The 25008-nt window shown below is 44.6% G+C and carries 22 protein-coding genes; 11 read left to right on the forward strand and 11 right to left on the reverse strand.

Going from position 1 to position 25008, the window contains the following annotated elements; translation table 11 throughout:
- Positions 1 to 215: 215 nt before the first annotated feature.
- Positions 216 to 1559: an MATE family efflux transporter gene (locus BTO10_RS21155; RefSeq protein WP_105025741.1), complete on the reverse strand. Its 1344-nt coding sequence runs from the start codon at positions 1557 to 1559 to the stop codon at positions 216 to 218.
- A gap of 986 nt (positions 1560 to 2545) precedes the next feature.
- Between BTO10_RS21155 and BTO10_RS21160 the strand changes: the two genes are divergently transcribed.
- From BTO10_RS21160 to BTO10_RS21190, 7 genes are all read left to right on the forward strand, one after another.
- Positions 2546 to 2836: a co-chaperone GroES gene (locus tag BTO10_RS21160; protein WP_004741353.1), complete on the forward strand. Its 291-nt coding sequence runs from the start codon at positions 2546 to 2548 to the stop codon at positions 2834 to 2836.
- A gap of 52 nt (positions 2837 to 2888) precedes the next feature.
- On the forward strand, positions 2889 to 4535 hold the full coding sequence (gene groL / locus BTO10_RS21165; RefSeq protein ID WP_105025742.1) for a chaperonin GroEL: 1647 nt from the start codon (positions 2889 to 2891) through the stop codon (positions 4533 to 4535).
- Positions 4536 to 4949: 414 nt separating this feature from the next.
- Complete coding sequence (locus tag BTO10_RS21170; protein ID WP_032554355.1) at positions 4950 to 5513, forward strand: KdsC family phosphatase; 564 nt, start codon at positions 4950 to 4952, stop codon at positions 5511 to 5513.
- A 3-nt stretch (positions 5514 to 5516) separates the two neighbouring features.
- Positions 5517 to 6272 carry a 3-deoxy-manno-octulosonate cytidylyltransferase gene (gene kdsB, locus BTO10_RS21175; protein ID WP_004741350.1) on the forward strand — a complete coding sequence of 252 codons (756 nt, stop codon included), beginning with the start codon at positions 5517 to 5519 and terminating at the stop codon, positions 6270 to 6272.
- Entirely contained in the window at positions 6265 to 7197 is a 933-nt protein-coding gene (locus BTO10_RS21180; RefSeq protein ID WP_105025743.1) for a KpsF/GutQ family sugar-phosphate isomerase, read from the forward strand. The genes kdsB and BTO10_RS21180 overlap by 8 nt, the downstream gene beginning before the upstream one ends.
- Positions 7198 to 7588: 391 nt before the next feature.
- Positions 7589 to 8146 (forward strand): VC2662 family protein, encoded by a 558-nt coding sequence (locus tag BTO10_RS21185; RefSeq protein ID WP_105025744.1) that lies wholly within the window; start codon positions 7589 to 7591, stop codon positions 8144 to 8146.
- A 195-nt stretch (positions 8147 to 8341) separates the two neighbouring features.
- Complete coding sequence (locus tag BTO10_RS21190) at positions 8342 to 9820, forward strand: sensor domain-containing diguanylate cyclase (protein ID WP_105025745.1); 1479 nt, start codon at positions 8342 to 8344, stop codon at positions 9818 to 9820.
- Positions 9821 to 9895: 75 nt separating this feature from the next.
- On the opposite strand, the gene BTO10_RS21195 is transcribed toward BTO10_RS21190, so the two are convergent.
- A complete protein-coding gene (locus tag BTO10_RS21195) occupies positions 9896 to 10384 on the reverse strand; it encodes an MgtC/SapB family protein (protein ID WP_063525564.1) in 489 nt (162 codons plus the stop codon).
- Between the two features lie 432 nt (positions 10385 to 10816).
- Here BTO10_RS21195 and BTO10_RS21200 point away from each other — a divergent pair, with 432 nt between their 5' ends.
- Positions 10817 to 11794: a DUF3187 family protein gene (locus BTO10_RS21200; protein WP_004741345.1), complete on the forward strand. Its 978-nt coding sequence runs from the start codon at positions 10817 to 10819 to the stop codon at positions 11792 to 11794.
- Between the two features lie 123 nt (positions 11795 to 11917).
- On the opposite strand, the gene epmB is transcribed toward BTO10_RS21200, so the two are convergent.
- A complete protein-coding gene (epmB, locus tag BTO10_RS21205; protein WP_105025746.1) occupies positions 11918 to 12940 on the reverse strand; it encodes an EF-P beta-lysylation protein EpmB in 1023 nt (340 codons plus the stop codon).
- A 33-nt stretch (positions 12941 to 12973) separates the two neighbouring features.
- On the opposite strand from epmB, the gene efp reads away from it, so the two are divergent.
- On the forward strand, positions 12974 to 13540 hold the full coding sequence (efp, locus tag BTO10_RS21210) for an elongation factor P (RefSeq protein WP_004741343.1): 567 nt from the start codon (positions 12974 to 12976) through the stop codon (positions 13538 to 13540).
- Between the two features lie 260 nt (positions 13541 to 13800).
- Here the strand turns inward: efp and BTO10_RS21215 are convergent, their stop codons facing one another.
- Entirely contained in the window at positions 13801 to 15048 is a 1248-nt protein-coding gene (locus BTO10_RS21215) for an aromatic amino acid transport family protein (protein ID WP_105025747.1), read from the reverse strand.
- A gap of 440 nt (positions 15049 to 15488) precedes the next feature.
- Positions 15489 to 15737: a hypothetical protein gene (locus tag BTO10_RS21220; RefSeq protein WP_004741340.1), complete on the reverse strand. Its 249-nt coding sequence runs from the start codon at positions 15735 to 15737 to the stop codon at positions 15489 to 15491.
- Positions 15738 to 16116: 379 nt separating this feature from the next.
- Between BTO10_RS21220 and BTO10_RS21225 the strand changes: the two genes are divergently transcribed.
- On the forward strand, positions 16117 to 17520 hold the full coding sequence (locus BTO10_RS21225) for an SPFH domain-containing protein (RefSeq protein ID WP_004741339.1): 1404 nt from the start codon (positions 16117 to 16119) through the stop codon (positions 17518 to 17520).
- Between the two features lie 377 nt (positions 17521 to 17897).
- Here the strand turns inward: BTO10_RS21225 and BTO10_RS21230 are convergent, their stop codons facing one another.
- The 5 genes from BTO10_RS21230 to frdA form a co-directional block, all read right to left on the reverse strand.
- On the reverse strand, positions 17898 to 18899 hold the full coding sequence (locus tag BTO10_RS21230; protein ID WP_105025748.1) for a histidine ammonia-lyase: 1002 nt from the start codon (positions 18897 to 18899) through the stop codon (positions 17898 to 17900).
- 316 nt (positions 18900 to 19215) lie between these two features.
- On the reverse strand, positions 19216 to 19602 hold the full coding sequence (gene frdD / locus BTO10_RS21235; protein ID WP_105025749.1) for a fumarate reductase subunit FrdD: 387 nt from the start codon (positions 19600 to 19602) through the stop codon (positions 19216 to 19218).
- A 12-nt stretch (positions 19603 to 19614) separates the two neighbouring features.
- Positions 19615 to 19998: a fumarate reductase subunit FrdC gene (gene frdC, locus BTO10_RS21240; protein ID WP_105025750.1), complete on the reverse strand. Its 384-nt coding sequence runs from the start codon at positions 19996 to 19998 to the stop codon at positions 19615 to 19617.
- Position 19999: 1 nt separating this feature from the next.
- Positions 20000 to 20779: a succinate dehydrogenase/fumarate reductase iron-sulfur subunit gene (locus BTO10_RS21245; RefSeq protein ID WP_105025751.1), complete on the reverse strand. Its 780-nt coding sequence runs from the start codon at positions 20777 to 20779 to the stop codon at positions 20000 to 20002.
- The gene (frdA, locus tag BTO10_RS21250) at positions 20779 to 22611 is read right to left on the reverse strand and encodes a fumarate reductase (quinol) flavoprotein subunit (protein WP_105025752.1); all 1833 of its coding nucleotides are present in this window, start codon (positions 22609 to 22611) and stop codon (positions 20779 to 20781) included. Before frdA ends, BTO10_RS21245 begins: the two co-directional genes overlap by 1 nt.
- 417 nt (positions 22612 to 23028) lie before the next feature.
- Between frdA and epmA the strand changes: the two genes are divergently transcribed.
- Entirely contained in the window at positions 23029 to 24003 is a 975-nt protein-coding gene (gene epmA / locus BTO10_RS21255) for an elongation factor P--(R)-beta-lysine ligase (protein ID WP_105025785.1), read from the forward strand.
- 36 nt (positions 24004 to 24039) lie between these two features.
- On the opposite strand, the gene BTO10_RS21260 is transcribed toward epmA, so the two are convergent.
- Complete coding sequence (locus BTO10_RS21260) at positions 24040 to 24927, reverse strand: DMT family transporter (RefSeq protein ID WP_105025753.1); 888 nt, start codon at positions 24925 to 24927, stop codon at positions 24040 to 24042.
- Positions 24928 to 25008: the final 81 nt, after the last annotated feature.

Consider the following 25008-nt stretch of genomic DNA (forward strand, 5'->3'; position numbering starts at 1 on the left):
TATAAAAATGACTGAAATCCGCAGTCAAAGTAGGGGAATCGGCTCAATAATAAGACACTTGTATGGTATATGTAAATTAGTACCCAGATTTATGTTATCGCTTGAAAGGCGGTGTTGGTCTATTCTCTTTACTTGTTCTTATTATCATTTCTACTGTTTAGCGCTTAAATCTTTTCGCCTCCCGCACCTGATTTTTTAGGCTCTTCGCATCCCGATTACTCGTACCCCGCATCCGCTTTAACTCTTATACGAAGCGCAAACAAGTACCCTGAAATGCCACCCATTATGTTTCCTAGTGCTAGGCCAATAAACAGCCCTTCGACACCATCAAGTTGGCTGCCGACCCAGGCAAATGGCAGGGTAAATACGAATAGGCGCATGAAGCTCCATTGGAAGGCTTTGAGTGGTTGATGCATGGCATTCATTGCACTTATCAGCATCATCACAATGCCTTGGAACCCGTAACTAAATGGCACAACTAACAGGTAGTGCCACAAGATGCCACGCACGGACTCTTCTTGAGAGAACAGGGCGGCTAAAGGAATGCTTAATGGCACCATCATTAAGAAAATTAAACCTTGGAACATTACGGCAAAGCGCATGCTTATAAACAGCGCCTTAAAGCTGCGTTGAGGGTTGTTTGCGCCAAAGTTTTGCGCCATGAAAGGCGTAAGAGCAGAGGTCAGAGACATCAACACAATGATAAGAATCGATTCAATACGCTGAGCTGCGCCATAAGCCGCCACGGCTTCGGTTCCTTGATTGGCCAGCATCATCATAATGATGGCACCCGCGAGTGGGTTTAATGCGTTTGAAAGTGCAGCGGGTGTTCCAATGGTGAGGATTTGTTTCCAGTCGCGGACGACCTCTTGAGCATTGGGCGGAGCGAGTAGCTTTTCTCGTTTGATTAATACATACAGTGCACCACACAGCGCACCAAACCAACTAAAACCACTGGCGATGGCGGCACCTTGAATCCCGAGTTCTGGGAAAGGCCCGTAACCGAAGATCAGCAAGGGGTCGAGGATGCCGTTAATCAGGCCCGCCAACATCATGATCTTGGCGGGGGTTTTGGTATCGCCACTCGCTCGTATCGCGCTGTTGCCTGCCATTGGAATAACAAGCAGCGGAATGGCTAAGTACCAAACTATCATGTATTCAGATATTAGTGGCAGTAACTCTGGTTCTGCCCCCAACAAGGTAAACATCGGCTCAAGTGTTATCAACCCTAGTGTGGATGCAAACCCAACAAGTAACACGGCAAGCAATAATCCATGACAAGTAAAGCGAGCGGCATTTTGTGCGCAGCCTTGGCCTAGTAACCGCCCAATACAGGTGGAAAGCCCTACACCGATGCCCATTGTGATGCAGTTGATGGCGAAGGTAACTGGGAAGGTAAAGCTCACGGCAGCCAGTGCTTGTGTGCCAAGCAGTGAGATAAAGAAAGTATCGACCAAGTTAAACATCAAGATCGCGACCATACCGAAGATAGTCGGAATGGTCATGGTACGTAATGTACTCGCAATGGGGGCGGTTAATAGCCCGTGCTTATCTTGCATGTAAAACGCCAGTTGGAACGAAAGGTGTAGGATAAACAGATGTGGCTTGGAAAGAAAGAAAAGCTAAAGCAGATGAGAGATTCGAGTAAACGAGATGCAAAAAGCTTAAGAAAATATATCTGAGGTTAATGAGTAATGAGGTTAATCTTCGTCATTCCTTATATCGAGGCACGAGCGTAGTAGGGAACCTCTGGCGGCTATTTAGTTATCCACGCGTTGTTTGAGATTCCAGACACTTCGTTCCTCAGTTCTGGAATGACGGGTAAGCCTAGACGAGGGTAACGGGATTTGAGATACGAAGGGCGGGAAGGGCTGTTACGAGATGCGCGTAATCGGGATGAGAGGTTAGTTGTTAATAAGTACTACGTCATTCCCTATAGCGAGGCACGAGTGCAGTAGGGAATCTCTGGCGACTATCTAGTTATCCACGTGTTGTTTGAGATTCCAGACACTTCGTTCCTCAGTTCTGGAATGACGGGTAAGCCTAGACGAGGGTAACGGGATTTGAGATACGAAAAGCGGGAAGGACTGTTACGAGATGCGTGTAATCGGGATGAGAGGTTAGTTGTTAATAAGTACTACGTCATTCCCTATAGCGAGGCACGAGTGCAGTAGGGAATCTCTGGCGACTATCTAGTTATCCACGTGTTGTTTGAGATTCCAGACACTTCGTTCCTCAGTTCTGGAATGACGGGATAAGTTTAAAGATCAGATGCGGGTAAACGAGTATCGAAGAGCTAAAAGCGGAGAAAGTAGGTGCCGCCTTCTTTGCTTTTCGTCTCTCATATACTTGTATCTAGTCTTCAAGCTCTTCGTATCTCGCATCCCGTTTACTCGTATCTGCTCTCATCCCTTATCTGCCCCTTAGATCACAATTTTTCCTTTTAACCCCTTGGGATCTTTCACTTCGCCCCAACATACTCTTTAACCCTATGCCAATCGTGGCAACTATCAAATTAAATGGAAATTATCAGGAGATAAGACCGATGAATATCCGTCCTCTACACGACCGAGTTATCGTTGAGCGCCAAGAAGTTGAATCTAAATCTGCTGGTGGCATCGTTCTAACTGGTTCTGCCGCTGAAAAATCAACTCGCGGTGTAATTCTAGCTGTGGGTAAAGGCCGCATCCTAGAAAACGGCTCAGTACAACCATTGGACGTTAAAGTTGGCGACACTGTTATCTTTGCTGAAGGCTACGGCACTAAGTCTGAAAAAATCGACGGTAAAGAAGTTCTGATCATGTCTGAAAACGACATCATGGCGATCGTTGAGTAATCCGCGCTATACAAACTGAACTGACTGAATAAAGAATTTAAAGGAAATAAAGATGGCTGCTAAAGACGTTAAATTTGGTAACGACGCACGAGTTAAAATGCTAGAAGGTGTAAACGTTCTGGCTGACGCAGTAAAAGTAACGCTAGGTCCTAAAGGCCGTAACGTTGTTCTAGACAAATCATTTGGCGCACCAACTATCACTAAAGATGGTGTTTCTGTTGCACGTGAAATCGAACTTGAAGACAAGTTCCAAAACATGGGCGCGCAAATGGTTAAAGAAGTCGCTTCACAAGCGAACGACGCAGCTGGTGACGGTACGACTACGGCAACTGTTCTTGCTCAAGCTATCGTGAACGAAGGCCTAAAAGCCGTTGCTGCTGGTATGAACCCAATGGATCTTAAGCGCGGCATCGACAAAGCAGTTGTTGCAGCAGTTGAAGAGCTAAAAGCACTTTCAGTTCCATGTGCAGATACTAAAGCTATCGCACAAGTAGGTACTATCTCTGCGAACTCTGACTCGACAGTAGGTAACATCATTGCAGAAGCGATGGAAAAAGTAGGTCGTGATGGCGTAATCACGGTTGAAGAAGGTCAGGCTCTACAAGACGAGCTAGACGTAGTTGAAGGTATGCAGTTTGACCGCGGTTACCTATCTCCTTACTTCATCAACAACCAAGAAGCGGGTTCTGTTGATCTAGAAAGCCCATTCATCCTTCTTATCGACAAGAAAGTTTCAAACATCCGCGAACTTCTTCCAACTCTAGAAGCGGTTGCTAAGGCATCTCGTCCACTTCTAATCATCGCTGAAGATGTAGAAGGCGAAGCGCTTGCGACTCTAGTTGTGAACAACATGCGTGGTATCGTGAAAGTTGCTGCTGTTAAAGCACCTGGTTTCGGCGACCGTCGTAAAGCAATGCTACAAGACATCGCTATCCTAACTGGCGGTACGGTTATCTCTGAAGAGATCGGTCTAGACCTAGAAAAAGTAACGCTAGAAGACCTAGGTCAAGCTAAGCGCGTAACGATCACTAAAGAAAACTCAACCATCATCGATGGTGCGGGTGAAGAAGCAATGATCCAAGGTCGCGTTTCTCAAATCCGTCAACAAATCGAAGATGCAACTTCAGACTACGACAAAGAGAAACTACAAGAGCGCGTAGCTAAGCTAGCTGGCGGTGTTGCAGTAATCAAAGTTGGTGCTGCGACTGAAGTTGAGATGAAAGAGAAGAAAGACCGCGTAGAAGACGCACTTCACGCAACTCGCGCTGCAGTTGAAGAAGGTGTAGTTGCTGGTGGTGGTGTTGCACTTATCCGCGTTGCTTCTAAAGTTGCTGGCCTTGAAGGCGACAACGAAGAGCAAAACGTTGGTATCCGCGTTGCGCTACGTGCAATGGAAGCGCCAATCCGTCAAATCACGAAGAACGCAGGTGACGAAGAGTCAGTGGTAGCGAACAACGTGAAAGGCGGCGAAGGTTCTTACGGCTACAATGCGGCTACAGGTGAGTACGGCGACATGATCGCAATGGGTATCCTAGATCCAACTAAGGTAACTCGCTCTGCACTACAGTTCGCTGCATCAGTTGCTGGTCTTATGATCACAACAGAAGCGATGGTTACAGACCTACCACAAAAAGACGCTCCAGCAATGCCTGACATGGGTGGCATGGGCGGTATGGGTGGCATGGGTGGTATGATGTAATCATCCCTCGCTATTCATAGTGAAATTGAAAACGGAGACTTCGGTCTCCGTTTTTTGTTATAGGTCATAGGAATAATTGAATATTGTCCTATGAAGCTCTCAATAGCGTAGTTGATAATTAATTCCGACAAGACTATGAAGTGGCACTGTATACATGGGTACTCAACATTCAACAGGAGTGTTATCATAGCCCTCAAATTTTTAGGGTAATCCATGTTCAAAAGTATGGAACACATACTTTGCCCAATCAGTCGGCAATATGTACCACATGAGTTTTATGTGAGCTCTCAGGGGCTTGAACAAGCATTGCGTGATAGCTCAACTATATTGCCACGTAAGTATATGGAAGAACTATCGGAAGTCGATGAAGCCGTTCATCGCAAGAGCATTTATTGAGTCTAAATTGGTCTAGTTATGTTGGATAAGTTAGTTTGTAAAAATATAAAAATGGTATTGCTTGATGTTGATGGTGTTATGACTGATGGCTCCATATATATCAATAAAGACGGTGAGTTCTTTAAATCATTTAATGTTAAAGATGGCTTAGCTATCGAGTTATTACGTAGCCATAATATTCTTGTTGGTGTTATTTCAGGTAAAGCCAGTGCTGCTTTAGATACTCGCTGTCAACAATTGGGGTTTGATGAAATAATTACCGGCTGTAAGAATAAACTACCTGCTTTGATTGACATTTGCTCTAAATATAAAATATCAGCAGATCAAATTGCATTCTTGGGGGATGATGTCCTAGATATCCCTATCTTCGAAAAAGTTGGGTTAGCCGTCGCTCCTATTGATGCCCATAGTCTAGCTATTAGTAGTGCTGATTGGGTATCAAGCCTGAAGGGGGGAGACGGGATGGTCAGAGAGTTTGTCGATCTTCTACTGACAAACCAACTCAACCTCCCACTAAAAGAAGTTTACAAACCTTTGCTTGATAAGATTCGCGTTGATGATGTAGCAACAATGGAGCAATAAAAGATGAGTGTTAAAGTAGTAATTCCTGCAAGATATGGTTCATCTAGGCTACCAGGAAAGCCTCTACTCACGTTGCTTGAAAAGCCAGTGGTGTGGCATGTGATCGAACGTTGTAAAGAAGCTGGTATTGATCCAAATGATATTTTTGTTGCGACTGATGATAAACGTATAGTCGATGCATTAAAATCTGAAAATATTCAAGTTGTTTTAACTTCACCAGAGCACCAATCTGGTACTGATCGTATAAATGAAGTTTCTTTCATTAAAGGTTGGAGTGAGGATACTATCATCGTGAATGTGCAAGGTGATGAACCAATGATCCCTCCTACACTCATTCAACGGATTGTATCTTTTACTCGGTTACATGCTTCATATGATATCACAACAGCTGTCGTTCCTTTGGTTTCTGCTGATGATTTTGTTAATCCCAATGTGGTCAAAGCTATTGTTGGCCATAATGGTCGTGCACTGTACTTTACTCGCTCAGCATCGCCAATGAACCGTGATACCCCAAATGATTTGTCATTGGCCAAAAGACATATCGGAATTTATGCTTATCGGGCTTCATCTCTAAAACAATTTTGTTCATATCCTGAAGATGAGCTTGAGAATTATGAAAAGCTAGAACAATTGCGAGCCTTGAGCCATGGCATGAATATTGGTGCAATAGTGTTTGAAGGGGCTGTACCTCATGGGATTGATACTATTGAAGACTATGAAAATACTAGAAAAATAATGGAAGAAAAAACCGATGGCTAACTCAATTGATATCGCAAAACAAGTAATTCAGACTGAAATTGACGGTTTGGATTATATGGCAAAGAGATTAGGCTCTGAATTTGAAGTTGCTATAAACGCTATTATTAATACCAAGGGCCGTACCATTATCTGTGGAATGGGAAAATCTGGAATTATAGGAAAAAAAATAGCTGCATCTTTTGCGAGTACTGGCACTCCTAGCTTTTTCATGCACCCTGGAGAAGCTTTTCATGGTGATCTGGGAATGGTCAAATCTGAAGATGTATTTATTGCTATCTCGAACTCAGGTGAGACGGATGAAGTTTTGAAGCTATTACCTTTCTTACGAGATAATGGAAACTTCATCATTGCTATTACAGGAAGAGAAAGCTCTACACTAGCAGTAAACTCACACTGTCATTTAGATATTGCTGTGCCTAAAGAAGCGTGCCCTTTGCAGCTTGCCCCTACATCTTCAACAACAGCTACTCTGGTTATGGGGGATGCTTTGACTGTAGCCCTTATGGACGTTCGTGGTTTTCAACCCGAAAACTTCGCTCGTTTCCACCCTGGGGGAAGCTTAGGTCGAAGACTGCTGTCTAAGGTACAAGATGAAATGCTCTCTGATAGCCTTCCTAGTGTTGCATCAAATGCCGATTTTACATCTATCATCCATAAAATATCATCGAGCCATTTAGGCTTAACATTGGTTAATTTGAATGATGAGTCTTTAGCTATTATCACAGATGGGGATTTGCGAAGAGCGATGGAGTCGAAAGGACGAGATGCTTTTGATCTTGTTGCAAAAGATATTGCTACGCTCAACCCAGCCTCAATATCTCCTGAAGCGCATGTACAAGAGGCTTACGAGGTAATGGAGAATAAAGGAATTACCTCATTGATCGTCGTAGAGAATAATTCTGTAGTGGGTATTTTGAAAAAATAGTTGTGGGCTTTGTGGTTTTGGCTTTGATTCTATTAAAGAGGTAAGGGGCTTTTTCTATCTCCACATCTCTCGTCATTATTTAACCATGCTAACACCTTGAAAACGGAGACTTCGGTCTCCGTTTTTTTATGTTCTGACATAGTCATTCCCTACAGCGAGATGCGAGTGTAATAGGTAATCTTTAGTGTTATGCATCGAAATGTGTGTCGATGGCTACTCTTACCTCTGATCGTATCCCTTTCTTTATATTGTTCTTTCTGATTTACCGTCTTATATTCAACAGTACAGTTATGACATTGATATAACATGGATAGCTGTTGAATAAAGGACAATAAACGCTTGATTGATAATGTATTAATCAAGTTAACAATAAGTCAGTGGAGACTCCCCAATGAAAAAACTACTTTCAGTACTTGCCGTATCGGCAGCAATAATGGCACCAGCGGCATTCGCTTCTTCGCCTGTTATGTTTTCAACGGTAAATGGTTACAACTCACCAGACTCTGATAGTGTTGGCGGCGTACGCTTGGCGGTACTACACGGGCAAGTCAGTGATGTTAAAGGTCTTGACCTTGCGGTTGTGGGCATGTCTGAGACTCAAACGACAACGGGTGTGAACCTGGGTATTTTTGGTGCATCGAAAGTGAATCAAGAGATGAAAGGTGCGTCGTTGGGCTTCTTTAACTGGAATACGGGTAAAACGACCGGCCTTAACTTTGGCGCTGTGAACATCACTAACGATGTAAAAGGCGCAAACGTGAGTTTCGTAAACTACTCTGAAGGCGACACTATGGTTGATGTGGGTGCGGCGAACCTTTCAGACACTTCAACAGTTCAAGTTGGTCTCTTCAACAAAACTAAAAAAATTGAAGGTGTACAAATAGGCTTGCTCAACTGTGCCGATAACGGTTTCTTCCCGTGCTTCCCAATTGTGAACTTTGCTAAGTAAGGCTTAGTGTTACTACTGTGATTCGTAACGCCTAAGTGCTTCTTACTTAGGCGTTATTTCTACTCTGTATTTTCTGATCCAGGTTCAAACTCTCTCGTGCTGAATAATATAAGCATGTTGTTTTATATTTATTGTTGCAGTAAGTTAATTCATAAGTACAATGTGCGCTAAATTCACAACGATGATTGATATGCTTTGATTAATCACCATACTATCGATTTTAAAAAGGCTTTCTTTGGCCTGACCGCCAGTTTTTTAGTAGTTTTGAGCTTGTTGCTCTTTGATTCAGCGGAAGAATCAGACAAACAGTATGGATCAGAAAATCAAGGCGTAACACATGGACTCACAGAGCTCACTCAGATACTGAATGCGCTAGAGTACAACATTACAGCGCTCCACCCATTGCATGGTGAGACTTATACCTTTCCGTATGAAAAAAAGACGGAAGACGATAGCTGCTATTTCATTAGTGAAGGGCAGAAAGACCCTCTTTTTGATTTTATGTTCTCTGGCCCCACTCAGATGTGTGACTCTCAATCTGCGCTGTATGCGGAAGCGAGCAAGCGTCTGTTTATTGCCCCAACGATGGCTTACTTTACGAACACCATCAGTAGTGTCTCTGCCATTTATTTTATTTCCAAAGATAAATTTATCATCTCGGCCCCCTCGGATATTGCCCAATATATGAAAGGCGATACGTTTGACTCGATCGTTAGTCGTCGGCCCTATTGGATCAATACCATCCGCTTTGGCGTATCTCAAAATAGAGATAAGGTTGTCTATACTGGCCAATACGACGATTACCTGACTGGTGAGAAAGTGGTGACTTTAACCAAAGGGATCTATATAAACGGTGAGTTTAAAGGGGTATTAGGTATTGATGGCTATACCTCTAGCTTATTTTCGAATGCGAAGCATGGCTATGAGATCACCAGTGTCAGCGGCAGAAATAAATATGGCTTATTGGATTACACTTTTTCACAACCCTTGTATGTGGATGGGGTGAATACGCAGCTGTATTTGACCATTCAAGAAACGAAGAGCGAGCACTTCTTACACATATTGGAAAGGGACTACAAAGGGTTATTGGTACTCTTGTTCTTGTATGTGGTTGCAGCATGGCGGCTATGGCGATTTTATCGTGAGCAAAGACACCGCCGCTTAAACGATCTTTCAATGACCGATCCATTAACAGGGTTACTCAATCGCAGTGGCTTTGAAGCGCAATTTTTGGCGCAAGATGAGAGAAAAATTTTAGGGATTGGTGTCTTTGAAATCGATGATTTAAAGGCGATCTGCGATCGGTATGGCAATGAGATTGGTGATAGGGTGATTTGTCACGTTGCTAAACTTATCGTCAACAGCGTGAGGCAACACGATATCGTGGCGAGATTTGATGGTCGGGAGTTCGTGGTGGCGATTGCAGGAGAGTCGTCAGAATTGCTTTCTTCAATATTTGAACGAATCCAGAGCGATATTAGTTTACAGAACTACCAGTGTTCGACAGGAGAGAAAGTGGCTATTTCGGTTTCTGGGGGAGCAGTGCTCTACTCTTTACATAAGTTCGAAAGTATCGGACACCTATGGAAAAATCAGAGTGTCCGTTCTTCAAACAAACAACTGGGCATTGCAAAGTCCTTGGGCACAAATCAACTGTGTATCCACGTTCATTGATGTACAAAAAAGCCTAGTCGCATGACTAGGCTTCTTCGTCTTTGCAGTCGTCCTTATAGGTAACTGAGTGTAGCTTTATTTTTTCACACGGCCTTTTCTCATCCATTTCTGGTGAACACCACGACGTAGGCTTTGGAAACTGTTTTCCACCTTATCAACACCCAGTAAAATTGCTAATGCCAACAGCGTGATCATTACCGATTGTGAAAGGTGACCAAGCGCTATCATCATACCCAATGCTGCTAATACCCAAATGATGGCTGCTGAAGTCACACCATGAATTTTGCCATCGAGTGTCATCATCACACCCGCACCCAGGAAACCAACACCAGTAATGATCTGGCCAAGTACACGAGCCTGATCGAGTGTGTTTGGAGATAGGCTAATCGCCATGGTAAGGAAGAAATAGGTACCGCTGATGATCAGAATCGAGGTTCTGATACCTACTGGTTTGCCGCGTGTTTGTCGCTCGATACCGATTAACGAACCACACAGCATACACACAGCTAGCCCTGCCCAGCTAAAGGGGGCAAGGTTTAAAGTTTGTTCTATAAATTGTGACATATCACCCCTCCTAAAAATTTAGAATAGAGCCGAGTATGCTGATAATCAGCCTGACGATCGAACAAATATTTGTTGTCTTCTCGATTAACTTTGTTGATCCCGCAATGGATAAAAGGGACATGTAAACATTATCAATTCTACGGCTAAGAGGGGCGTGAGCGATCAGTGAGAGCAAAATAGGGATGGCTTTTGGGCATGCTCTTTTCAGTAAGCTATCAGCGCGTTGGCTGTCTATCTTTCCTTTGAGTATCAAGGGTGTCACTGCTTTGAATGATTTTCTAAGTTATTGATATTGTTATATTATGCATCGCTATCACGCTTGGCGTGGAAATACTGTTAAGGCCCCAAAAATAAGCTCGAAAGTCCAACATTTTCTAGAGGCATTTAATTTATTGAATTATCATTAAATTAATAACTATAGGATGTTGTGTAATGGTTAAGATTATCCCTAATAAAGTCTCATCGATGTTGCTTCTGACTACAATGACTTTTACTTCACTCTCGGCTATCGCAGCTCAACCTCCCACCCCGCTTCGTACTTATGCTCAATCTCCCGAGCAGTCGACTCATTTGACCACGGAGCTACGTTCAGCTTTTCCGGTGGGGAACCATGGCGTAGAGCTGTTTGCATCGGGCACGATGGCGAGTGTTTGGGCAAGTTCTGATACGGCAGACCTTGATTATTATCAGAATCATATTTTCGTCGGTGCGAACTGGCAGGTTAACCCTCAATTGCAAACCGAAGTGAAATATCAATACACCTATGCGGCCAATAATCACCTAGACTCATTGACCATGGACTTCCACAGTTTTTTCGGTATTGGACAAAACGGACGTGATGAAGCAGGTAAACACCAATTCCATATATCCAGTGATGAATACGGTGTATCGATTGATGATTTCGAGGGGGAAGCGTTAGCGAAAGCCTTGCATTGGTACACTCAGTACCAGCTTTTTTCTTCGAATACGAGTGCACTTGCCATCGGGGGAAGCGTTTATTACAAAAATGTCGACAGCGGTCCATTCAAAAAAAGTGCTTTTGAGCAAGCTGTACAGTTGAATTACAGCCTTGCCCGAGGGGCGAGTTCATTTTTTGCAAGCGCTGGCGTCACGCACAATGACAACAATAGTGCGTTGATAGGCACTGAAATCCGCGATTTTACCGGAGCGGTCGCCTTTGGATATGGCTACAAATTTGGCTATTTTCATGAAGTGCTCGTTGAATATCACTGGTACCAAGGTTTGTTGGAAGATGAGGGGGCGTTCTCTGAAGCCTCTAATGAAGTGGTTCTGGGCTATCGTTTGAATCTTGGCAACGCCATGCTAGAAGCCAGTATGATTGAAAACATTATCAACATGGATAACTCAGCAGACATTGCTTTTGGGCTCGGTATTCGTTACTTCTTATGATGTGTTTGATCGCGTATTGTTCGTAGCCAGTAGCCAAAGGTTATTGTTTTATTCTGCTTAAAAGGGCCATCAACGGATGTTGCTGGCCCTTTTTTCTGTTCTACTATTCAATATTGTGCGTTATCACTCAATATGGAGGTCGAGTGGTGTCTTGCTGCTGCGTCCGCCAATTTCACGAGTTAATTTAGGTACAAGGTAGCCAGAAACCTCAGAGATTAATCCCTTAAAGTGATGTTTCGCCTCTTCATCTGAGATATAGAAGTGAGCGGCACCTTGAACCTTATCCAGTACGTGCATGTAATACGGTAGAATGCCAGCGTTGAATAGCTTCTCACTGAGTGCTTTTAATGCGTCAGCACTGTCGTTCACGCCTTTCAACATCACGCCTTGGTTAAGTAGCATCGCGCCACTAAGCTTCAATTTATGGAAGGCTTGTTTAAGCTCTACATTGATTTCATTGGCATGATTAATATGGCTTACCATCACTACATTGAGGCGAGTCTTAGATAAGATTTGGCACAGCTCGTCAGTGATACGAGCTGGGATCACGACGGGTAAACGGCTATGAATACGCACGGTTTTCACATGTGGTATCTGTTCGATAGCGTGAATCAGCCACTCGATTTCGCTGTCTTTGGCCATCAGTGGGTCGCCACCCGAAAGGATGACCTCGTTAATCTCAGAGTGTTGAGCGACATAATCGAGGCTGGTTTGCCACACCGACTTTGAGCCCTTGTTGTCTTGATACGGGAAGTGGCGTCGAAAGCAATAACGGCAGTTAACCGCACAGCCACCTTTTACTATCATCAAGGCGCGACTTTTGTATTTATGCAATAAACCCGGGATCGCGTTGTCTTGCTCTTCTAGTGGATCGGCCGAGTAGCCTTCATGAACTTCGAACTCTTCGCTCAATGGCAAAACCTGGCGTAATAGCGGGTCATGCGGGTTGCCTTTTTCCATTCGCTCGACAAAGCTTAACGGTACTCGCAACGAAAATAGGTTGCGTGCCGCAAAGCCTGCTTGCCATGGTGTTGGGTCTATTTCCAATGCTTCAAGGAGTTTTGTCGGGTCTGAGATCGCATTCGATAGTTGTTTGAGCCAGTTTTGCTCAACAGATTCGACTTTTCGGGTTATGATATGCGGCATTGAAATCAACTCAAAGATGTGTAAGAGGAAATCATGGCGTCAGTAAGCACCAATGAATTCAAAGGCGGTTTAAAATTCATGATGGATAACGAGCCTTGCTCAATTATCGAAAATGAATACGTTAAGCCGGGTAAAGGCCAAGCGTTTAACCGTGTAAAACTTCGTAAACTGCTGTCAGGCAAAGTGTTAGAGAAAACATTTAAGTCAGGCGACACAGTAGAACTAGCTGACGTTGTAGACGTTGAACTAGGCTACCTATACAGCGATGGCGAATTCTACCACTTCATGAACAACGAGACATTCGAGCAAATCGCGGCTGAAGTAAAAGCAGTTGGCGACACAGCTAAATGGCTAGTTGAAAACGACGTATGTACTCTAACGTTGTGGAATGATAACCCTATCACAGTAACTCCACCAAACTTTGTTGAGATCGAAGTAACTGATACAGATCCTGGCCTAAAAGGCGACACACAGGGTACTGGTGGCAAACCTGCAACTCTAGCAACTGGCGCGGTAGTTCGCGTACCTCTATTCATCGCTATCGGTGAAGTTGTAAGAGTAGATACTCGTACTGGCGAATACGTTGGTCGTGTAAAGTAATTTGATTGTGCTCACCTTGATTTAAGGTGGTTCAATGAAATGAAAAAGGTCGCTTATGCGGCCTTTTTTGCATTTAAAAAGCAGATGCGCGTAAACGAGATACGGGATACGAAGAGCTGAAGGGCAGATGCGAGTATACGAGATACGAAAAACAAAAAAAGCAGAACAAAATGGTATTGTTCTGCTTTTAGTCTTTTCGCTCTTAAGCTCTTCGATACTCGTTTACTCGAATCCCGTATCTGCTTTTAGTCCCTAACCCGCTATGGCTTAACTAAGCTAAACACTAAAGCGCTTACAGCGACGACACCCACCAACAAGACGAAGATGCAGGATAAATCCTTTCTATAGCGGCGTAATGCCTCTACCTTATACACGGCCACCATAGGCATAACGAACAAGATCATCGCAATTACAGGCCCAGACAAGGCTTCCATCATCCCTAAAATGCTTGGGTTGACTATCGCTACCACCCAGATCGATGCAAACAGCGAGATTATTGTCACTTTATGAGCCAAAGGTGTGGATAGGGATGTACTTTTGGTTAGCATCCCGACCATGCTTTCTCTCGCGCCCAAGAAGTGGCCAATAAATGATGATGTTATTGCTAGGAAAGCCACAATCGGGCCAAGTGTCGCAATAAACGGGTTGTCTTTAACGTTGGCCAGATAAGACAGAATCGACACGTTTTGTTCCTTCGCTTGTGCTAGCTGTTCAGGAGACAGTGTCAGAACACAAGAAAATACAAACAGCATCACAAACAGGATCAGCATGATGCTGGTGCGTTGTAAGATGTGCTCTGATTTTACTCTTGCGCTGTCATCGTAATGGCTGCGTTGAGCGTGGGCAAAAGAAGAGAGTGCTGCTAAATGACTGAATGAGAAGATCACTACTGGCGTAGATAGCCAAAGCGTGCTGCCCAAAGAAGATAATGAAGGCATTGTCAGTTCAGGAGCTTGCCAGCTTGGAATCAAGTATACGGACAAAAATAGCAGAATCGCGACTAGGGGATAAACCATCAACGAGAGTGTACGAAGTATAATCTTCTCGCCAGCGATCATCACTGCGATTAACCCTGTCACTAAGGCTCCTGACAGAAAAGGTCGTGGCAGTGACTCTAGTCCAGCTTGGTTAACCATAAAGCTATCGACGGTATTTGTTAATCCGACACCATAAATTAATAAAATCGGGAAGATAGACAAAAAGTACAGCAGTGAAATGATTTGTCCCGCAGTGGCTCCAAAGTGCTCAGCAACGACATCGGTAAAGTCTGCGTCTTTTTGGCTGGAAGATAGAACGAACCGAGTAAAGCCACGGTGCGCTAAGAAAGTCATAGGGAACGCTAAGGTTGCCATGATGAGCAATGGAACGAAACCACTGAGGCCTAGGTTGATCGGTAAGAAGAGAATACCAGCGCCGACAGCTGTACCAAATAAACTCAATACCCATTGAGTATCGTGCTGTGTCCAGCGCCCGCTTTTATTATTTAAGGCTGTATCTAGTTGGTGCATGAGGAGACCACTTGTATGAAAAAAATGGATACTATCTCATTTGTAAATAACTTCAAATTCAACAATATGTTGAGATTATGGCAATCGCAAAAATATCACTGGTTTGCTACATATTAGTGACTGGGATCGTGTTCCTAACCTTCATATCCACTCACCAGGAAAAGATGTTTCAATGGCTTTTTGTGATCTTACTATCAATTTATGAACGCTCATGTTCGGTGTCATCTTTGGGGTTTTGGCCGATATGAGAGGAAGGGGCGAGTGTACGTTTGAACTGATAAAAACTCTGAGTGGTATGACGCGAGTGACGGATAAAAAGTAGGGTACGCCGATATTTCGTTATTATGAGATAACTCCTGCGTTAGCACGCTCGTATATCAGCGAATAAAGCGTGCTAACACTGGGGTTGCTTTTGCTTGTTTTATCTCTGATTAGCATTGTTATTCAAGCAGAGCTGCCTTTGCTTTATCGACATCGACGGCTTCTTTCGCCTTTTCTTTATCGATAGCTTCATAAGCTTTTTGATAATCAATGTCGGTCCCATCAACCGATGATTTCAATTCTTCTACATCAACAGATTCAGTGGCTTTTTCCTTGTCTACAGATTCTGCCAGTTTCGTGACATCGACAGCCAAGGCTGTGGTTGGTAAAGATAGAGCCAGAATACAGGCAAGTGAAACAATTCTCATAATGATATCCTCAAACGCGATTTAGCATCTAACAGTATAGGTGCTTCTCTCTATCAACGCATAAATGGCGCCTTGAGCAATCAATAGTCCGTTCTTTGGAAAGTGTAACTTTTCTCCTTTCTATTCCTAAGTAGTGTCGGTCTTTCCTTTTGATCACCGCTTCAATTTTCCTACCGTTCTGAACAGCCAAAGTTCATAAATTCAAAGCTTGTGAATGTAGAGGTTATTTTTATTGTTCGATAAAACCTTATTTATTTGATGAATCTTTCGATTGTTCCGAATTGTAACAATTTGATACATTATTTCTCGTGGTCAGCGAGTTGCATATTAGTTTGATTTATTTCGATTTAACTCAATGACAACCCTAAAGGAGAATGACATGGAAAATCGAGGCTTAGGAAGAGGTTTGAAAATAGAAGAACGACGTCAGTTACTACATAAAGGGCTGAAAGCGGCAGTATTCGGCGTACCACTGCTGGCTTTAGGCTTAACAATTAATAGCTCAGTTTTGATGACCGATGCCGGTTACAGCTACGTGCATCAAAACAATATTACTGGTGAGTTGGATGTCTTTACCGAGCCCGGTATTCATTTTCGAATGCCGTTTTTATCCAAGATAACCCAGTATGATCAGGTGATTACAGTCTCTTTTGGCAACAGCAAAGGGGAAGATTTTTATCAAAGGTTAGATCCGGTGCAGGTGCGTTTTGCTGATACGTACATTGGTGAGATTCCGGTGACATTCCGCTTTAAGCTCAGCAATGACCCGAAGGCAGTGGAAAAGATGCATAAGGAGTTTCGCAACAACAGTAATTTGATCGATGCGTTGTTAGTTAAAAATGCGCGTAATGTGACAGTGATTACGGCGACTCAATACACGGGCGAGGAGTTCTTCCAAGGTGGCTTAAACCAATTCAAATCTAAATTGGGTGATCAGCTACGCGAGGGCATTTACCTGACGGAACGTCGTCAGGTTGAAGTGGAAGAGTTAGATCTTGCGCCGGTTGGTGTCAATCAATCGAACTCGAATCAATTGCAACGAACCAATCAACTGGTTTGGAAGACCGTGCCGGTGGTGGATAACACGGGTCAGCCTATCCGTCAGGACAATCCGCTATCACAATACGGCATTCAAGTAACCCAGGTCACGATTGGTGATCCGCAGCCAGAGAAGCAACTTGATCAGTTACTGGCGGATAAGAAGCGTTTGGTGGCCGACCGTATTCGTGCGATTCAGGAGCAAGAAACATCAAAAGCGCAAGCTGAGACCGAGCAACTCCGTAAAGAGATTCAGCGTACTCGAGAAGTCCAAGACGCGCAGCGAGGCAAAGAGTTAGCGATTATTTCCCAGCAGAAAGAAGTGGAAATAGCTCGTCAAATTGCTGAACGTGAAATTGTCGAAGTCGAGAAGACTAAGCGATTAGCTGAAGTTGAAAAAGAGAAGGAACTGGCAACCGCAGAAGCCAATTTGGCGATTCAAAAGGCCAATGCATTGTCTGCTGAATTTGAAGCAAGAGCGATTCTTGAAAAAGGTCGAGCGGAAGCGGAAGTGTTGAAAGCGAAATATGCCGCGCTAGGCGCCAACCGCGAGGTGTATCTGGCCGAGCTGAACCGTGAGGTCGCTAACTCGCTCTATAACAACCTGCAGAACTTCCAAGTGCAGATGCCACAAAACTACATCGGCGGCAGTGACGAAACGGGTTTGAAAACCAACCTCGATGTCATTACGGGCTTCGGAGCGTTGGGGTTAATGGACCAAACCAAGAAGGTTACACAGCAATAAGAACATGGGTAACCCAAAGCTCTAAGTGCCCCGTGATTTAGAAAAGCAAAGAGGCTGATACTGAGTTATCAGCCTCTTTTTTATCGGTAATGTCTTGTATGAAAGCATGATCGTCATCTGCCAAATGACATTGTTGTATTTATATTAATGATATTGTTACTAATAATTTTGAGCTATGTAAGCCGATGAAATTGCACTTTGTAAGCGCATATAATGGCAACAAAAAAGCAGAACAAGATAATCTCGCTCTGCTTCTAGTCTTTTCGATTTTAAGCTCTTCGGGACTGGTTTACCCGAATCTGGGCAAGAGTGGTTAGACGTACTTAAACTTCTGGCACCAATGCCAGCTTTGTTATTTTATCTTTTAAATTAGCCAGTTATTTGTTGGTAAAAAAATATTTTTCTAGGTAGTTACTTAATGGTATGAATGCAGGGTTAGCCCAAGAGACATATACAGAGCTTGGATCACTATCTAATTTACCAGAACCGATTTCTCCAGCGATTTTGAAATTAGTACCTTTTGAACCGACCAGTTCAGAAGCACCTTCACTCAACTTTGGAGAAACTTTGTATTCGTAAATTAAACCAAGTAGTGAGCCTGGGTTCAAGTTTAGATTAGTACCTCCATGTATAGGGTCAATCTTGCCATTGGAAATGTCATTTCCGTCATCATCGGTTGTTTTGCCATCCTCTATACAAGGGTTTGGTGTCCCCAGTACTCGCTGAGTTGTTAGTTTGCCATTTCCGTAATTACATTCGTTGAAATGTAGTGACTCCATACCAGCGACAGCAGCCACACCATCCTGATGAGCAAGTGCAGATCGGAATGCATCGTATGCGTTACTCAGATCAGATCCTAACTGGTTGTTTTGGTTATCATCAACGTAGTAATCGAAAAGCTGCATCAGCTTTTGATATGTCCTCGGCTTTTTTGTCTCATCTTGTCCGCTAAGATCGGTATACACCAACTCAACACCATCCACAATATCCTTCGCTTGGCTAAGCGCAATAACAAATTGGTCAGCGGCTGTAGAGCCATCAGGTTCTGTCTCCATGACCCCAATGATTAGGCTTTTCTTGTTCAACTGCTTTTGAACGTCTTCACTTGCCCATGTCGTGAAGTTCTTTACTTGGCTTATTACACGCTGGTGCTGTACATCCGTTACGATTGAATTCGCTTTTAATACGTAAATGCCTTTCTCGAAGCTACAGTTTGGTACATCGGCTGCTGTTGAGCAGTTATCTACAGATGAATAAACGGTGACTAATGACTTTGGTTTTGCTGATGATGTCGATGTCGAAGTCGAAGAGTTGCTGCTAGATGAGCCATTACAACCCGCCACGGCCAGGGTAAGTAATGCTAAAAAGATAGGCTTCATAATATTCACTAATTTAATTGAATGGGTATTGAGTGATTTGTTTGTATTATTTGTTGCAACGGTATCACTTAGTGTAATGAAGGAGTGTAAGTCTTTGTAAGAGGTCGGTGGTGCGTTAGTTCGTGTACTCTTATTCATCGCAATCGATGAAGCTGTGAGGTAGATGCGAGTATACGGGATACGAAGAGCGGAAAGGTCAGGTGCGCGTAAACGAGGTGCGAGATACGAAAAACAAAAAAAGCAGAGCTGGATAACCTAGCTCTGCTTTCGCTTTTAAGCTTTTCGCATCTCGATTACTCGAATCCCGAATCTGCTTTTAGATCATAAAGATGAAAATAATAGACAATGCGCTGATTAGGCCTGCAAAGAAGTAGCAGCCCACTTTACCAGCAACGCCGACGTGGAACTTCAGGTCGTGCATGCCGTGGTGAAGACGGTGCATAGCGTGCCACATTGGTAGTGCTAGCGTGCCGATGATGAATAGTGCCCCGATAATGCTGGTGGCAAATTCAGACACACGTTCGTAGCTCATGGCTTCTGCATCGATGATGCCCATTGGCACTAAGATCCCCAGCACTAGAATCGTGATTGGCGTGATCATCGCGAACCAAGTACCGCCAGCGCCGAATAGGCCCCACCAAATTGGCTCATCAGAGCGTTGAGGGTTGTGGTTAATAGGCTTAACTTTGTAGTTTGTGTTCATAACGAAAGCTCCTTACACCACAACAAGAACGATTAAAGAAATAAAAGCCACCGCTGCCCATTGAGTCAGTACGATGATTCTTTTATCAACCAATTTGCCTTTCAGGCGGATTGGCATTACTTGAGGCATCATGCTGAAGAAGGTTTGAGCGTGCATTAAGCTACCTAGCAGTGCCAAAATATTAATACCGACAACGATAGGGTTAGCCATAAAGCTCAACCAACTAGCCCACGCTTCAGGGCCTTTCACTAGCGCACCCAAGCCAAAGGTTAGGAATACAGTGAACAGAATCAAAGGCAGTACAGTTGCTTCACGTAGCATGTAGAAGCGGTAGAACGGATGGTTGCTCCACCACGTTCTCTTCATCTCACGAACATAAGGCTTACGATTGCTCATCTTATGCCTCCTCTGCAGTTTTTACTTGGTTCTTGCTAACAGATGTACCGTCAGGTTTGAACATCGAGATAACGAAGTCCATTGAAGACTCAACTTTACCTTGGTTAACCGCCGCTGCTGGGTCTACTTTCTTCGGACATACTTCAGAACAGTAACCAACAAACGTACAGCCCCAAGCGCCGTTTTCACCATTGATAAGCTTCATACGCTCATCTTTACCGTTGTCACGGCTATCTAGGTTGTAACGGTGAGCTAGCGTGAGTGCTGCAGGGCCAATGAACTCTGGGTTTAGACCGAATTGAGGACACGCTGCGTAGCAAAGGCCACAGTTGATACAACCAGCGAACTGTTTGTACTTAGCCATTTGCTCAGGTGTTTGTAGGTTAGTGCCGTCTTCAGGCTTACGGTCGTTACCAATGATGTAAGGCTTGATAGCTTCAAGGCGCTCGATGAACGGCGTCATGTCGACAATCAAATCTTTCTCGATTGGGAAGTTAGCTAAAGGCTCGATGGTCAGGCCGTTCGGGTAGTCACGTAAGAAGCTCTTACACGCTAGCTTAGGCACGCCATCAACCATGATGCCGCAAGAACCACAGATCGCCATACGACAAGACCAACGGTATGAAAGGTCTTTGTCTTGGTGGTCTTTGATGTAACCAATCGCGTCTAGTACCGACATGGTCTCATCGAAAGGTACTTCGAAAGTCTGCATGTAAGGTTCTGCATCTTTCTCTGGGTCGTAGCGCAGAATGTCTACTTTTTGGATACGATTCGCTGACATTACGCTTTCTCCTCTTCACGCTTCTCATCTTGAGCGACATTCGCTGCAGCAGCTTTTTCAGCGGCCGCGGCTTTCTCTGCTGCTTCACCGTACAGACGTGCTTTTGGTTGAGACTTGGTGATCTTAACGTCGCTGTAATCGATGGTTGGTGCTGCATCTTCATTGAAGAAAGAGAGTGAGTGTTTTAGGAAGTTCACGTCATCACGCTCTGTGCAGTTGTCGTCTAGACGTTGGTGTGCACCGCGAGATTCTTTACGAAGGATCGCTGAGTGAACCATCGCTTCTGCGACTTCTAGGCCGTAACCGACTTCGATAGCGTAAAGTAGGTCAGTGTTGAACACCTTGCCTTTGTCTTTGATGCTGATCTTCTTGTAGCGCGCTTTCAGTTCAGTGATCTTGTTGATAGTCTCTTGCATCAAGTCTTCTTGACGGTAGATACCACAACCCGCTTCCATGGTGTGACCCATTTCAGTGCGGATATCAGCCCAGTTTTCGTCGCCTTCTTGGTTCATCAGCGCTGCGATGCGATCTTCAACCGCCTTGACTTGCTTAGCGATAGATTCTTCATTCCAGCCTTTGAACTCTGCTGCGCGTTTCACAGCATGTTCACCAGCAACGCGGCCAAATACCACGAACTCAGCCAGAGAGTTTGAACCTAGGCGGTTTGCACCGTGTAGGCCAACTGACGCACATTCACCAACCGCGAATAGGCCTTTGATGCGAGTTTCACAAGTACCGTTAGTTTCGATACCACCCATGGTGTAGTGAACAGTCGGGCGGATTGGGATTGGCTCTTTTGCTGGGTCAACGTTCACGTACGCTTTTGCTAGCTCACAGATGAACGGCAGACGCTCTTGCAGATACTCTTCACCAAGGTGGCGAAGGTCAAGGTGTACTACATCACCAAGCGGGTGCTTGATTGTGTTGCCTTTCTGCTGCTCGTGCCAGAAGGCTTGAGAAACTTTGTCACGAGGACCCAGTTCCATGTATTTGTTTTTCGGCTCGCCCACTGGTGTTTCAGGGCCCATGCCGTAATCTTGTAGGTAACGGTAGCCGTTCTTGTTGACGATGATACCGCCTTCACCACGACAACCTTCGGTCATCAAGATGCCAGTGCCCGGTAGGCCTGTTGGGTGGTATTGAACGAACTCCATGTCACGCAGTGGCACACCGTGACGATAAGCCATTGCCATACCGTCGCCAGTTACGATGCCACCGTTAGTATTACAGTGGTAAACACGACCTGCGCCACCCGTTGCTAGAACAACCGATTTTGCTTTGATGGTAACAAGCTCCCCTTCAGACATATGAATCGCGATAAGGCCTTGTACTTCGCCTTCTTCAACGATCAAATCCACCACAAAGTACTCGTCAAATCGTTTGATTTGGTCGTACTTCATCGAAGTCTGGAACAGAGTATGAAGCATGTGGAAGCCAGTTTTATCCGCTGCGAACCACGTTCTTTCTACCTTCATACCGCCGAATCGGCGTACGTTTACTTCACCGTTTTCTTTACGACTCCATGGGCAGCCCCATTGTTCCATTTGGATCATTTCGCGAGTCGCGTTTTCAACAAAGTATTCAACAACATCCTGTTCACATAGCCAGTCGCCACCGCCAACAGTATCGTTGAAGTGGTTGTCTAGGCTATCTTCGTCTTTAATTACCGCTGCTGAACCGCCTTCTGCTGCTACCGTGTGCGAACGCATTGGGTAAACTTTAGATATCAGTGCTACTTCCAAATCAGGATTCGCTTCAGCTGCCGCAATAGCAGTACGAAGACCAGCGCCGCCTGCGCCGATGACTGCGATATCTGTGGTAATTGTCTTCACAGTTATTCTCCAGTGTGATGCGGAGTCTTCCGCTTGTTATTATTAAAAGCCTATTTAGAGCGCAGTAAACGGCATCAACCGATTATCACCTCTAAGCCTTAAGTGGTAGATTCAGTGTATGAGAGGGTGTAATTTCAAATATTGATTTAATTAGGTTTTTGCTTCGGTAATGCATGTGGAGGCATAGAAATTCTAGGTTATGTGATGCTAATCACAGCAAGAGTTTGCTCGTTGCGAAAAGTTAAGAAACGTGTCGATAAATGTATCGATATTGAGTGCATTGTTGTTGATGTTGTTAATTGCTATTGACGCTAATTATCAATCTCAGTGTGGTAGGTCGAGTTTAAGAAGAGATGATTTTTGGCTAAACAAACGGTATCTTTCGATCCAGTTATTTCAGTGAGTAATTCTAAAATCATGAACCAAGCTAACTGGCAGCCAGCTGCGCCGATCAAGCAGTTAAAACAACGTGCTTTACTGATTCGTCAGATCCGCGATTTCTTTTTTGAGCGTGATGTGTTGGAGGTGGATACCCCAGCCATGAGCCATGCCACTGTGACAGATGTGCACTTACATACTTTCAAAACTGAGTTTGTAGGGCCAGGGTATGCGGGTGGGCAAAAGCTGTTCTTCATGACCAGCCCTGAGTTCCATATGAAACGTCTTTTGGCGGCAGGAAGCGGCTGTATTTATCAGATAGCTAAGGCATTCCGCAACGAAGAGAACGGCCGTTACCATAACCCTGAGTTTATGATGTTGGAGTGGTATCGTGTTGGTTTCGACCACCATCAGTTGATGGATGAGATGGATGACTTGTTGCAGCTGGTGCTGAATTCTCGGGCGGCTGAACGAATGACTTACCAAAACGCGTTTCTTGAAGTGCTGGGTGTGTGTCCATTAGAAGGTTCAATGGAAGCGCTAAAGGTTTGTGCTGGTACATTAGGTTTGGGCGATATTGCTGACCCTGAACAAGACAGGGATACTTTGCTGCAGTTACTGTTTAGCATTGGTGTAGAACCTAAAATTGGCCAAACCGTGCCAGCATTCGTTTATGATTTCCCTGCGTCTCAAGCGGCACTGGCTAAAATTAATCCAAACGACTCGAGAGTGGCTGACCGTTTTGAGGTGTACTTCAAAGGCATCGAGTTGGCAAATGGCTTTAATGAGTTAGATAACCCGCAAGAGCAATTGCAGCGCTTTGAAGATGACAATGCTAAGCGTATCGAGATGGGCTTATCGCCTCAACCGATTGACCATCATTTGATTGAGGCGCTAAAAGCGGGCCTACCAGACTGTGCGGGTGTTGCATTGGGTATCGATAGGCTAATCATGCTGGCTTTAGGTTACGACCATATCGACGACGTGACCGCTTTCCCATTCCCACGTTCTTAATGTTAGTTAGCTAGTAGAAGTTAGCGAGCAGATCAACTAGCTGACAAGAATACCAGTGCCAACGACGGCAACAATGGCACCGATCCAAGCATAGGCGTTTGGTCTTTGCTTGGTGTACAGCCATAGAATTGGCAGCAACATGATAGGTGTGGTTGAAGAGAGTAGAGCAACCATGCCGACATTTCCTTCCTGCAGTGCATATAGGATCAGCGTCATACCCACTGCCATCGCAAGAAAACCGTTCACTGCAGTAATCGCGAATATTTGACCATTCATCGGATTCAGTGCGCGAGAAAGCTTAGCGCCCGTTAAACGAAATACGGAGTGGGCGACAAAGGCGGTGATCATTCGAATTGCAGAGGCAGCTACCGGGTCGATGCTAGTTTGCATCACAGGTTTGGCAATAATACCGCCCAATGCTTGGCAGATGGCGGCCGTGATGCCCAGAGCAACACCAATCCACACGGTGCCCTTGATGGTTTCAAGCTGGTTGTTGGCTTGGCCTCGACGACCAAAGAAGATCGCAGTTAATACGCCACTAAACACCAAGGCCGAGCCAACAAGCTCGCCAGAGGTCATGCTTTCACTAAACAGGAAATAACCGAGAATTGCAGAGAACACGGCGTGACAAGAGAACAGTAAGCCAGCTTGACGCGGACCCATTCGGTTCAAACAGGCAAATAGAGCGGTATCACCAATGAAGATTCCAATCAGACCAGACAGCATCATTGGCGTGACTAGCTCTGTTTCGACGGTTGTCCAGCCACCAGTAAACCAAGCCATGCTTGATAAGATGACCGCAGTGCAGCCCATGCGCCATCGGCTATAGGCAAAAGAACCTAAGTGTTGAGCAGGCTTTACGGACATTAGGCTTGCGATAGCCCAAAGAAAAGCAGCGGCGAGAGCCAACCATTCAAACCCCATCGATTAACAGTCCTTCTGTCTGGGATAAATTAGCTCATCAATATGCATCAAACCGAACTGAGAACAAAGCGATTCTTAATA

Source organism: Vibrio chagasii (assembly GCF_002954585.1).
GTDB classification, from domain to species: domain Bacteria; phylum Pseudomonadota; class Gammaproteobacteria; order Enterobacterales; family Vibrionaceae; genus Vibrio; species Vibrio chagasii_A.

What these genes read in the sequence shown, in the direction of transcription:
- efp (WP_004741343.1), top strand. Translation starts at nt 12,974, where the DNA reads ATGGCGTCAGTAAGCACCAATGAATTCAAAGGCGGTTTAAAATTCATG.
- BTO10_RS21170 (WP_032554355.1), top strand. Translation starts at nt 4,950, where the DNA reads ATGTTGGATAAGTTAGTTTGTAAAAATATAAAAATGGTATTGCTTGAT.
- groL (WP_105025742.1), top strand. Translation starts at nt 2,889, where the DNA reads ATGGCTGCTAAAGACGTTAAATTTGGTAACGACGCACGAGTTAAAATG.
- BTO10_RS21180 (WP_105025743.1), top strand. Translation starts at nt 6,265, where the DNA reads ATGGCTAACTCAATTGATATCGCAAAACAAGTAATTCAGACTGAAATT.
- epmB (WP_105025746.1), bottom strand. Translation starts at nt 12,940, where the DNA reads ATGCCGCATATCATAACCCGAAAAGTCGAATCTGTTGAGCAAAACTGG.
- BTO10_RS21160 (WP_004741353.1), top strand. Translation starts at nt 2,546, where the DNA reads ATGAATATCCGTCCTCTACACGACCGAGTTATCGTTGAGCGCCAAGAA.
- BTO10_RS21220 (WP_004741340.1), bottom strand. Translation starts at nt 15,737, where the DNA reads ATGAGAATTGTTTCACTTGCCTGTATTCTGGCTCTATCTTTACCAACC.
- BTO10_RS21195 (WP_063525564.1), bottom strand. Translation starts at nt 10,384, where the DNA reads ATGTCACAATTTATAGAACAAACTTTAAACCTTGCCCCCTTTAGCTGG.
- frdD (WP_105025749.1), bottom strand. Translation starts at nt 19,602, where the DNA reads ATGAACACAAACTACAAAGTTAAGCCTATTAACCACAACCCTCAACGC.
- BTO10_RS21185 (WP_105025744.1), top strand. Translation starts at nt 7,589, where the DNA reads ATGAAAAAACTACTTTCAGTACTTGCCGTATCGGCAGCAATAATGGCA.
- BTO10_RS21200 (WP_004741345.1), top strand. Translation starts at nt 10,817, where the DNA reads ATGGTTAAGATTATCCCTAATAAAGTCTCATCGATGTTGCTTCTGACT.
- kdsB (WP_004741350.1), top strand. Translation starts at nt 5,517, where the DNA reads ATGAGTGTTAAAGTAGTAATTCCTGCAAGATATGGTTCATCTAGGCTA.
- BTO10_RS21230 (WP_105025748.1), bottom strand. Translation starts at nt 18,899, where the DNA reads ATGAAGCCTATCTTTTTAGCATTACTTACCCTGGCCGTGGCGGGTTGT.
- epmA (WP_105025785.1), top strand. Translation starts at nt 23,029, where the DNA reads ATGAACCAAGCTAACTGGCAGCCAGCTGCGCCGATCAAGCAGTTAAAA.
- frdC (WP_105025750.1), bottom strand. Translation starts at nt 19,998, where the DNA reads ATGAGCAATCGTAAGCCTTATGTTCGTGAGATGAAGAGAACGTGGTGG.
- BTO10_RS21225 (WP_004741339.1), top strand. Translation starts at nt 16,117, where the DNA reads ATGGAAAATCGAGGCTTAGGAAGAGGTTTGAAAATAGAAGAACGACGT.
- BTO10_RS21245 (WP_105025751.1), bottom strand. Translation starts at nt 20,779, where the DNA reads ATGTCAGCGAATCGTATCCAAAAAGTAGACATTCTGCGCTACGACCCA.
- BTO10_RS21215 (WP_105025747.1), bottom strand. Translation starts at nt 15,048, where the DNA reads ATGCACCAACTAGATACAGCCTTAAATAATAAAAGCGGGCGCTGGACA.
- BTO10_RS21260 (WP_105025753.1), bottom strand. Translation starts at nt 24,927, where the DNA reads ATGGGGTTTGAATGGTTGGCTCTCGCCGCTGCTTTTCTTTGGGCTATC.
- BTO10_RS21155 (WP_105025741.1), bottom strand. Translation starts at nt 1,559, where the DNA reads ATGCAAGATAAGCACGGGCTATTAACCGCCCCCATTGCGAGTACATTA.